This is a genomic window from Pseudomonas sp. PARCl1, assembly GCF_947311875.1.
Lineage (GTDB): Bacteria > Pseudomonadota > Gammaproteobacteria > Pseudomonadales > Pseudomonadaceae > Aquipseudomonas > Aquipseudomonas juntendi.
The window spans coordinates 77,937-87,024 of the sequence record NZ_CAMZMX010000014.1 but is presented as its reverse complement, the minus strand read 5'-3'; the positions used below and the strand labels follow the sequence as shown (position 1 = coordinate 87,024).

18 protein-coding genes are annotated in these 9,088 nt (G+C 60.6%); 1 reads left to right on the top strand and 17 read right to left on the bottom strand.

Annotated features, from left to right (window positions below; translation table 11 throughout):
- Positions 1 to 9 precede the first annotated feature (9 nt).
- Complete coding sequence (locus QME24_RS10585) at positions 10 to 234, bottom strand: hypothetical protein (protein ID WP_009685289.1); 225 nt, start codon at positions 232 to 234, stop codon at positions 10 to 12.
- Between the two features lie 102 nt (positions 235 to 336).
- Here QME24_RS10585 and QME24_RS10580 point away from each other — a divergent pair, with 102 nt between their 5' ends.
- The gene (locus QME24_RS10580; RefSeq protein WP_019438289.1) at positions 337 to 567 is read left to right on the top strand and encodes a hypothetical protein; all 231 of its coding nucleotides are present in this window, start codon (positions 337 to 339) and stop codon (positions 565 to 567) included.
- 66 nt (positions 568 to 633) lie between these two features.
- Here the strand turns inward: QME24_RS10580 and QME24_RS10575 are convergent, their stop codons facing one another.
- The 16 genes from QME24_RS10575 to QME24_RS10500 form a co-directional block, all read right to left on the bottom strand.
- The gene (locus QME24_RS10575; RefSeq protein ID WP_019438288.1) at positions 634 to 966 is read right to left on the bottom strand and encodes a phage holin, lambda family; all 333 of its coding nucleotides are present in this window, start codon (positions 964 to 966) and stop codon (positions 634 to 636) included.
- Positions 967 to 1,221: 255 nt separating this feature from the next.
- Positions 1,222 to 1,731, bottom strand: a complete 510-nt coding sequence (locus tag QME24_RS10570) for an acyloxyacyl hydrolase (RefSeq protein ID WP_016489223.1) — start codon at positions 1,729 to 1,731, stop codon at positions 1,222 to 1,224.
- A gap of 225 nt (positions 1,732 to 1,956) precedes the next feature.
- Entirely contained in the window at positions 1,957 to 2,346 is a 390-nt protein-coding gene (locus QME24_RS10565; protein ID WP_019752325.1) for an antiterminator Q family protein, read from the bottom strand.
- Complete coding sequence (locus tag QME24_RS10560) at positions 2,343 to 2,630, bottom strand: hypothetical protein (protein ID WP_019752326.1); 288 nt, start codon at positions 2,628 to 2,630, stop codon at positions 2,343 to 2,345. The genes QME24_RS10565 and QME24_RS10560 overlap by 4 nt, the downstream gene beginning before the upstream one ends.
- Entirely contained in the window at positions 2,627 to 3,139 is a 513-nt protein-coding gene (locus QME24_RS10555) for a hypothetical protein (RefSeq protein ID WP_197884499.1), read from the bottom strand. The genes QME24_RS10560 and QME24_RS10555 overlap by 4 nt, the downstream gene beginning before the upstream one ends.
- Positions 3,126 to 4,538, bottom strand: coding sequence for a DnaB-like helicase C-terminal domain-containing protein (locus tag QME24_RS10550; protein WP_232892933.1), 1,413 nt, complete (start codon positions 4,536 to 4,538; stop codon positions 3,126 to 3,128). Before QME24_RS10550 ends, QME24_RS10555 begins: the two co-directional genes overlap by 14 nt.
- The gene (locus QME24_RS10545) at positions 4,535 to 5,353 is read right to left on the bottom strand and encodes an ATP-binding protein (RefSeq protein WP_281690839.1); all 819 of its coding nucleotides are present in this window, start codon (positions 5,351 to 5,353) and stop codon (positions 4,535 to 4,537) included. Before QME24_RS10545 ends, QME24_RS10550 begins: the two co-directional genes overlap by 4 nt.
- Positions 5,340 to 6,092, bottom strand: coding sequence for a helix-turn-helix domain-containing protein (locus tag QME24_RS10540; protein WP_232892935.1), 753 nt, complete (start codon positions 6,090 to 6,092; stop codon positions 5,340 to 5,342). The genes QME24_RS10545 and QME24_RS10540 overlap by 14 nt, the downstream gene beginning before the upstream one ends.
- Entirely contained in the window at positions 6,089 to 6,319 is a 231-nt protein-coding gene (locus QME24_RS10535) for a hypothetical protein (RefSeq protein ID WP_232892936.1), read from the bottom strand. The genes QME24_RS10540 and QME24_RS10535 overlap by 4 nt, the downstream gene beginning before the upstream one ends.
- A complete protein-coding gene (locus QME24_RS10530; protein ID WP_110676525.1) occupies positions 6,316 to 6,879 on the bottom strand; it encodes a hypothetical protein in 564 nt (187 codons plus the stop codon). The genes QME24_RS10535 and QME24_RS10530 overlap by 4 nt, the downstream gene beginning before the upstream one ends.
- Positions 6,876 to 7,187, bottom strand: coding sequence for a hypothetical protein (locus tag QME24_RS10525; RefSeq protein ID WP_232892937.1), 312 nt, complete (start codon positions 7,185 to 7,187; stop codon positions 6,876 to 6,878). The genes QME24_RS10530 and QME24_RS10525 overlap by 4 nt, the downstream gene beginning before the upstream one ends.
- Positions 7,184 to 7,954 (bottom strand): ORF6N domain-containing protein, encoded by a 771-nt coding sequence (locus QME24_RS10520; protein ID WP_232892938.1) that lies wholly within the window; start codon positions 7,952 to 7,954, stop codon positions 7,184 to 7,186. The genes QME24_RS10525 and QME24_RS10520 overlap by 4 nt, the downstream gene beginning before the upstream one ends.
- Positions 7,951 to 8,241 (bottom strand): hypothetical protein, encoded by a 291-nt coding sequence (locus tag QME24_RS10515; protein WP_232892939.1) that lies wholly within the window; start codon positions 8,239 to 8,241, stop codon positions 7,951 to 7,953. The genes QME24_RS10520 and QME24_RS10515 overlap by 4 nt, the downstream gene beginning before the upstream one ends.
- Positions 8,238 to 8,474: a hypothetical protein gene (locus QME24_RS10510; protein WP_060495423.1), complete on the bottom strand. Its 237-nt coding sequence runs from the start codon at positions 8,472 to 8,474 to the stop codon at positions 8,238 to 8,240. The genes QME24_RS10515 and QME24_RS10510 overlap by 4 nt, the downstream gene beginning before the upstream one ends.
- Positions 8,471 to 8,776, bottom strand: a complete 306-nt coding sequence (locus QME24_RS10505; RefSeq protein ID WP_223625138.1) for a hypothetical protein — start codon at positions 8,774 to 8,776, stop codon at positions 8,471 to 8,473. Before QME24_RS10505 ends, QME24_RS10510 begins: the two co-directional genes overlap by 4 nt.
- Entirely contained in the window at positions 8,773 to 9,027 is a 255-nt protein-coding gene (locus QME24_RS10500; protein WP_156343191.1) for a hypothetical protein, read from the bottom strand. The genes QME24_RS10505 and QME24_RS10500 overlap by 4 nt, the downstream gene beginning before the upstream one ends.
- Between the last annotated feature and the right edge of the window lie 61 nt (positions 9,028 to 9,088).

The window sequence follows — 9,088 nt, the reverse complement described above, 5'->3', positions numbered from 1 at the left end:
GGCCATTGCTCACCTCCTGTACCAGGTCAGCTGGTAGCACCGCGCATCGGCGGGTATCTCGGCGATGGGCCAGCGCAAGCAGCCCATGTACTTTCGCTCTGGCCGGGTGCGGCTCACACGCAGCGTCTGCACCAAATAGGCAGATCCGGCAGCAGTGGTTATGAAATCACTGACTGCAATGCCGTCGGCACCGTCGACATACAGCCTGCATGGTGTATAGGGTTGCTTGGCCATGTTCGATTAGCTCTCTCGCGCAATGAAATCGGCGCATCCGCGGGGTCGTCGGAACGACATTCCGCCCGGATGGTCGTAGCGGAAAGATCTGGAGAAACCGTGATGAAAGAAATCGAAGAGCTTATAGACAGGTGCGTTTTGCTAACCGAGAAGCTTGAAGGCCTACTGGAGGAGCATCCCGTGGCGTCCGGATCAGTTGTTTATCAAACTGCCGTTCGTGTCCTCACCATGCAGGTTAATCAGCTTCAGCAAGATGTAATTACCAAAGCAGCGCGCGGAGTCATCCACGAAAGGGATCAGCTTCAACCGGTCCCCGGTCGAGTGCTTCACTAATCTGGCTGAACGCATGATCAGCGTGCTCGCGCCACAAAACGGCGCATGTCTATTTTGTGGCGCGGATTAATCGACCTTGCGGCTCGGCAGCTTGAAGTCGGTGACGCGATCAGCAATGGCGCGGACCTTCTCGACACCAAGGAAGCCAACCCAGCCACCCACAAACGTCGACATGCTCTGCGGCAGGCCGAAGAACTCCAGGCCGCTGATGATCGTCAGGGTCAGGCCGCCGCATATGGCGCCCTCCACCAGCATCTGCCGGCGAGTGCCGCCACCGTAAGTGATGCGCAGTACAGCCATGGCGCAAGACAGGCCAGCCGCGTACAGCAGGGGCGAATGCTGGCTCAACCATGCGAGGGCAACCGCCCAGGTGTCTGGTTTGTCTGGCATGTTGGACATCCGGGTTCCTCCCTTGCGGGGAGCAAAAAAGAAAGGCCCGCCGTTTTGGCGAACCCTTGGAATGGGTGCGGAGGGCCGGTGCTTCCCGGCTTGGTGGTCTGGATCGCTGGGTCACGTACCCCAGACTCTCATCGCGTAGCCGATCAGGGAGCGCACGGCTTTGATCGACGCCACTACCGACTTAGCCCAGCTGCCTGAGCGTGTCATCCGCATAAAAAAGCCCGCACAGGGCGGGCAAAGAGGGATCGTGCTTTTTTAAATCTGGTGGCTGTAGAACAGCGAGTACGACTCGATACCGTCGTTGGGCTGCTTAATGCCAGCGTTGGAGTAGTGAATCGCTCGGATGCCAACCTTCTGCGTCTCGCCGATCTTCAAGCCCGCACCGATGCGGTCTTCGAAGTTGAAGGCCGAACCAAAGTCCTGGTCACCTGCGGACGTACCAGAGAAGACCGCCAGGCCGATGCCAGCCTCAACGAATGGCTTCACGTTACCGCTGCCGAACTCGTAAACGAAAACTGGCGCAAAGGACAGCGAGTGAGCGCCACCTGAAGCATCGCCTGCTTCCCAGTAGGTGTAGCCAGCATCCCAATAACCGGTGAGGCGGCCAGTACTGGATTCAAACCAGCTTTTGTCCCAGTTAAATCCAATGCCGACGCGCGCTGTAAGACCACCTTGGCCTGTCGCGCCAAGCGCTCCGGATAGCTCAGCCGCTCCGGCGGACGCAGCGAAAAGGGAAAGCGCCACAACGGCGAGAACGTTTTTCATACTCACGGTCTTCCATATTATTGAGTAGCAACCTATCAGAATCATAGCGCTATCAAATCGTTCCCTCATACAAGAAAAATGCTTTTTCTGGAGGGCTACCTGAATCGAAGCCCCTCAAAAACACAAAACCCCGACACGATGGCCGGGGTTTGTCTGTGTCGCGTAACGTTGCAAGCTGGACACGCTGCTATGAAAACAGGTGTTTATCCGCCCGCATAGAACTTTTTATGCAGCCTCTCGAAATTCTTCAAGGGCGCAGTCGATCCATGCAACGCCAGCCTTGATGATCTCCCGGGCCTTGCGCTCAGACATGCCCGCCTCCCGGCCGACCCTCATTGCCGGGTGCTTGTAGCCGTAGTAGGCCCACACGAAATCACCCATCTGCTGGTTACGCTTCACCAGCCTGGCCACGGCGCGGTCCACCACCAAGGCCAGATCGTCTGTGATCACATGCTGTCGTGCGCCGCCCACGGATGGGACGTTGTCCCGCATAAGGGCATAGAGCGGTGAAACGTACCGGGGCACTCCCATCTCACACATACGCCAGAACCCCCACTGCTCGAGCAAGTACTCGGTATCGCCCAGCGCCTTGTCCACGTAGGTTCGTTTCTTCATGCAGCCCTCCGGGGCGTTGGGTCGGTATCCAGGCCGAACAGCTCGCGCAGCAGCTTGTCAGCGTGTTTGTTCTTGGCGTTGCCTTCGGTGATCCAGCCTTTGGCGAACTGCTCGAATCCCACATTGGCGCGCGCGGCGTGCCAGTCAGCCACGATGTCCATCAGCGCCGCCGAAGCAATGCGGCCGTTGTTCTGCTCCAGCAGCATACGGTTGCCCACCTTGAGGAACTTGCACTCCACGGCGGTCAGGCTTTTGCGCGGCAATGCCACAGTTACGTTGCTCATCGAGAAACCCCTTGGGCCGCACGGGCCTCGGCAATTCGCACATAGCCCAAGAACTGGTCGGCGGGCATCGACTCCTTGATCACGTCGAGGATGACGCGATCCATGTGCTGCTGGGCGTGCGCCTTGGCCTCCTTGCGCAGTTGGCCGCACCGGTACAGCAGCCGGGTGCGGTCATGGTTCAAGTGCTTGAGCGCGGCCTTCGCCCGGTTGTACCAGGCTCGGTCGTATGGCGTGCCCTGGATGGCGCGCTCGACGGCCTGCGCCAGCGACAGCTCCAGGCGGATAGCGTCAGCCACCAGCTGCTCATGCAGGGCCTCACAGGCCTCAAGCGTCTCTGGCAGCTCGCGTGGGCCGACCAAACGCTGATGCACGCCTTCGGGTTTCGGGGTATTGCCAGTGGCAACAGGCTGCCCGGCACCAGCGCGCTTGGTCACGGTGACCGATACGACGGGCCGGGTCGGAGTGCGAGCGGGTGGTTTGTGGCCTGGCCACAGGTCAAAAAGTTTCATACTGAGCTCCTTTGGTGCGGTGGCGGCCGGCAAATGTCCTGCCCATTTCGACTTCTTCGTTGCTTGGCTGGTACCCGACTAGCTCGACGAACCGGTGATAAGCACCCTGGTGCTGCACCCGGCAGATGCCGGTTTCACCATGACGATTCTTGTCCACGATCAGTTCAGTGACGCCCGACTGCCCCTCCTCGGAATCGCTGTCTCGGTGGACCAGCACCACCACGTCGGCGTCGGCCTCGATCTGGCCAGAGTCACGCAGATCGCTCTTCGTGGGGCGCTTGTTCGCCCGGTTGTTTGGGCCGCGGTTCAACTGCGCCAGCACCATCACGGGCACTCCCAGTTCCTTGGCCAGCCGCTTGATCGACTTGCTGATGTCGGTGACCTGCTCATATCGACTGGCCGACTTACTCTCGCCGTTGACCAGGCCGATGTAGTCCAGCGTGACGGAGCCCAGGCCATGCTCGCGCTTGACCGTGCGGCAGATCTGACGGATATCGCGCATCGTCAGGGAGGCGTCATCACAGAAGATCAGCGGAGCGCCATCGAGCTTGCTCACAGCCGCCGTCAGGCCTGGCCAGTCGCTGTCGGCCATCGAATGTCCTTCGGTGATGTGCTTCAACTGCACGCTACCCACTGAGGCCAGCGACCGGTTTGTCAGCTCCACATCCGTCATCTCAAGGCTGAACACCAGCGACGTGGACTTGGCCACCAACGCCACCCGCTCTGCGATACCCAGGCCCAGGGTGGTCTTGCCGCTACCCGGGGCGCCAGCGATGACGACCATGTGCCCGGCGCAGATGCCGGGAATGAACTTGTCGAGCGATGGCAGCCCGGTATCGAAGCCCAGCACCACCTCGCGGTTGAACCGGCGGTCAATCCCGTCGATTGCCTCGGGCAGGATCTCGCCCACGAAGCGGTACCGCTTGCGGGAATCTAGGCCCTCTGCCTCAAGCGCGATCCAGGCCTGCTGACCCTGCGCCAGAACCTCGTCCAGTGGCTCGCCATCCTTCAGCCGCTCCGACATGATGTGGGCGGCGGCTATCACCCGGCGGGCAACTGAGCGCTGCTTCACGATCCTGGCGTACTCGGTGAAGTTCGCCACGCTTGGCGTGTTGTGAGCGATGTGAGCAGCCACTGCCAACGTGCCACGACCGTCTGCCAAGGCCGGGCGGGCGTCGGAAAGAGTTACCACGTCGATCTGCCGGCCCTTCGCTTTGAGCGCCAGCAGCAGCTCAAACAGCTCCGCGCAATCGGCCTGGTAGAAATCCCCGACCTCAAGCTTCACGTCGTCAATGAGCGCTGGCTGGTGGATCATTGCGCCGATCAGGGCATGCTCTGACTCAGGGCTGTGCAACCGTGACACATCCTTTGTGCAAGCCGCGTAATCTTGGCTGATCATGCCGCCCCTCCTACACGCGCTGACGACCAGGTGAATGGCGCCAGCAAGCCGCCGTTCTCGCGCAGGCGATCCATGGCCCGGGGCCCGATGAAGGCCGGTAGTTGCTCACGGTCTTGATTGCTGACCAGGATCGTCGGTCGAACAAGCTGATAGCGGCGGTCGATAACCTCATGCAGCAGACTGGGCATGAAATCCTTGCCTGGACGCGGCGTGTGCATGCCCACCTCGTCGATCACCAGCAGGTCGACTGCAGCCAGCTCGGCCAGTAGGTCGGACTTCGAAGGCCCAGCGTTGCTCCTGAAGCTGTCAGTCACGGCCTGCATAATCGCCTCGGCGGTGACGATCAGACCCTTGGCACCGTACTCCCGTACGACGTGCTGCAGGATCGCGCATGCCAGGTGGGTTTTACCGTTCCCGACCTCACCCAGCAGCATCAGTGCCCGGCCAGCCCGGTAGTGGCTTTCGAACTCTTCGGCGTAGCGCCGGCAAATAGACTGGGCGCGGACCTTGGCCGATTCGGCGTTAGTGATGAAGCTGTCGAACGTGCACCCACGGAAGCGCGGCGTGATGCCGGTGGCGAACAGGTCACGGTTGAGCTCGTCGGCTTCCTTTTCGGCATACGCAGCGTCCCGCACGCCCACCTCGCACTGGAGGTTCAGGGATTCCCAGCGGCAACGCGGACACTCGGTAGCCTTCCATCCGCCATCAAACTGCTCGACCTGCTTCGTTTCGTACTGGCCATGCCCAGGCACCTCGCATTTAGCAATGCCGGTGGCGCGCTCGCCTGGGGCTGGACTGAATTTAGATGAGGTCATCAGGGTACATCTCCTGGTGGTGGGCAGGTACTTGCAGAACTGCGCTGCGCGAGCCGGTTGCTGGAGCACTCCAGGCATCCTGCTTGAGTCGGTTTACAAGCCATTCCGTCTTGAACCCCTGCCAGCCTGCGGTCATGGCTTCAGCCAGGGCCTTGTCCGAATTGATACCAGCTTGACGGCACTTCTCCAGTTCGCTCAGCACGGTGTTCCAAATCGTCGTATTGAGCGGGCCCTTCTTTTTCCTGAACTGGAAGTAGTCACGGGCGGTTTGCTCCGTCAGATCTTCTGGTGCCAGTTCAAGCATCTGCTCAACCGTGAAACCGTCATTTCCCCTCTTACGGTTCTTTGATGGTTCACCTTTGGGTTCTATTACGGTTCTGGGGGCATCTGGTGCCGGGGTGTCCGGCATCTGGTGCCGGGGTGAGGGGCACGTGGTGCCGGGGTCCCCGGCATCTGGTGCCGGGGGGCATTTAATGCCGGGGGCATAAGATGCCGGGGTTACAGCGTAGTAGGTCGACCTCCCAGCACGCTCTTTCGCCACCAGCAAGCCGACGCCTTCAAGCCAACGGATTGCGTTGCGTACCGCCCGCTCTTTCAGACAGGTGCGCTCGCAGATCTTGGCAATGGAAGGCCAGCAAACACCGTCGTCGTTAGCGTTGTCGGCCAAGGAGATCAGGACTGACTTCTGGGCAGCGCTCATCTCGAGCGGCCAGCAGGCGGTCATCAGGATGGTGCTCACAGCTCAAGCTCCTCTGTGACACGGCGCACGAAGGCGTCGTAGGTTTCAGCCATCTCGAAGCCGCTGTCTTCCATGGCCTGGCGCCCAGCCTTGGCCAGTTCGTAAAGCGTCCAGCGCTCGCGCTCTGGAAAGCCCTTGAACTGGCTGTAGGTAGGCCAGGGGCCTGTGATGATCGACGCGCCAGCGCGCTGCTGGAGCGCCTGGGCAGGGTTTGCGGTCGTGGTCATTGGAGAGTCTCCGAACCAGCGCCGGTGATCTTGGCAACGTGCTGGGCAAGGTCAGTCAGCGATCCACCAGAAAGGCGCAGAACGAGCGAACGCAGCGCTGTCACCGCATCCAGCGAAGAAACCCGCGCCTCGGCCATTTCAAGCGCCTGGGGCGAGTGGTTGCTGATCGTCTCGAACACCTTGTCGGCATAGTTGAACGACGCGCTGGCGAGCTGCAGAGTGGTCAGATGGTCGAAAACCTCGGGCCGCAGTGGCTCGCGCAGAGTGTTGACGATCGGAATGCTGAAGGTTGGCGGCTCACCACCCTCCAGCAGATGCCGACGCTCCTGCTCGAGGTGCTCTCCCGAGACGACCGAAGCATCACTGCCGGTCTGTCGCTCGAACAGCACGCTCAGCGCCAAGCTGGCGCCGACCAGGCCGACATAGGTTTCGTCAAACTCGCGGATCTTGGCGCCATCGCTGACCACCTCGATTGCGTCCATGACGGCCTCGAAGGACAGCAACATCAGAGCCGCATTGGAGAAGCTCTCGAAGTAGGCCTTGTTGATCACCTTGCTCATTGGGCACGCTCCAGGCGCTCGACCAGACCGCGCAGCCGGCGCTTGAGCTTCGTTGTGAGAGCACGCTGGTCAAACCAGCGGCTGTACGCCCCCTCGGTGAACTGGACCACACCGCGATACGCCGGGTCTTCGAAGTCGAAACGGGTGCGCTCGCCATTGCCTGGGCGACCGTGAGCCCTGAAGTAGGTCGCATACATCGCGCTCAGTTCGCGCTTCAGGGAGTTGCGCAGAATCTCGGCCTGCTGGAACTCAACAGCCGCCTCGGCGATCAAGGTCATGAGTTGCGCATGGGTAGGCTTGGCTTTCATTCGTGGTCTCCTGCGACGCCGAACAGTTCGGCCAGGTCAATTTGGTAAACAGCCGTCCAGGCGGCCGCAGGCCAGGAGCGAACCCAGCCGAATCGAGGGTCTTGGACTTTCGGGGCGGACACCCCATGGATGTCACACCAGTTCTTGAGCGGACGGAAACCCTGGCCACCGAAGCTTCGGTGGGCGGCCTTTTCAACCGCCGTCACGGTGGCGTGCTGGCAACCACGACCCAGCTCGTTCTCCAGGTGCATGACCTTGCGGACAGCAGCTGATGCAGTGGCCATGGCGGTGGCTTCTCGCCGACTGCCGATCTCCGCCTTGGTGGCGATCGCATGGTCACGCTGCTCCAACGCCAGCTGCTCAGAACGCTTCGTGGCCAGCAGGTGCTCCAAGGCCGTGATGTAGTCGCCAGGGAGAGCAGGTGCTGGTGCCGGCCTGAAGTAGTTGCTGACCAGTTGGCGCTGGACCGTCCAAGCCAGATCGTCGGTTAGCGACTTGACCAGCATCAGATAGCCCTGCTCGGTCAGGACGATCAAACCGCGATTCGGCACGTCGAAACCTAAACCGCGAATTTCGCTGTTTTCAGATCGAGCGATGACGTAGTAGTCACTACCGACAATGAGCCGGTCACGGTGCTCGCGGAAATTGCGACCAGCAGTGTCATCCGGCCGCTCATGCACCTGGTCGATCATCGCCAGGGTGACTACGCGCTGGCCGCGATACTCGACGACGGGCAGCTGAGTGTTGTGGATGGTGACTAGCTTCATGCCGCACCTCCCGCGCCACGTTTTGCAGGGGTAGGTTTTTGTGGCGCGACGGGCTGCTGGGCTTCAAGGTTGCGGAGGTTTTCATCCATCTTCCGCGCCCACTCCTCGGCATTGGTCGCCCACTCCTTGGCGTGTATGGCCCCGATGCCTGCCAATCGGCCTGCAGTGTCAGACTCGGGCAGCAATTTGCTCACAGCCAGGAACATGGTCTTGAAGTCGTTGAGCTTTTCCCGCAGCACCATCAGGTCGTCGTAGGCTTCATCAGCAATGTTTTGAAGGGTCTTCATTGGGCACCCCCTGCGGCATTCATCAGCTGAAGCAGCTGGCCCTGCGCCTGGTCGGCCAGCATGTACATCGCTTCATGGATGGTGGATTCGCTGAGATGATCGAGTTGAGGAGCGAACCCGGCCTGCGCATCCCCCTTGAGGCTGTCGTTCTCCATCAGGATGGAGGCGAACCCCTCGATAACCCGAAGACGGGCCATGACCTTCTCGCCCAGGTCGCTGGTTGTCGTGCTCATTGAGTCACCTCCGCGCCACAAACTGGAGGGGTTTGGTTTTGTGGCGCGAGGTCTTCGGCGTTGCGGATCGGCACCTCCATGGCGCCGATAAGTGCCTCGACCTGCATGGTCAGAGTGCGGATTGCGTAGATCTCATTGGCCTGGTCACCGCTCTCATCAATGAGAGCACCGAGCAAGATGTTGACGCCCGACAAGATGCTTCCTGCTGCGACAAGGGCAGTGCTGCAGTGCGTGCCAGATTCGACTTGGTACGAGACGCCAGAGATGGTGAAGCGCTGGACATGAGTGGCAAGGGCGGTCATTGGGCACCGCCTTCGCCAAGCTCAAGCTCGGCTTCATGGTGTGCGTACAAGTCGTAGCAAATGAACTCAAGCGCCAGCATAAGACCGTGCTGATCACGATCAGTGAGTGGGTTGTCATCACCAAACTCATGGCTCTCCCGCAAAACTCGGGCAACGCTGTATGCGGCCAGCGAGCCACGGTGTAGCCGATGTAGGCGGAACAAGTCCGGGGCTTGCGCGCTTGGTGGTGCGGTGGTATTTTCCTGTTGCATCGTTTTGTCCTTCTGCAGACAAAGTGGTACCAAAGCCACCCGTTGGCGCGGGTAGCAACTA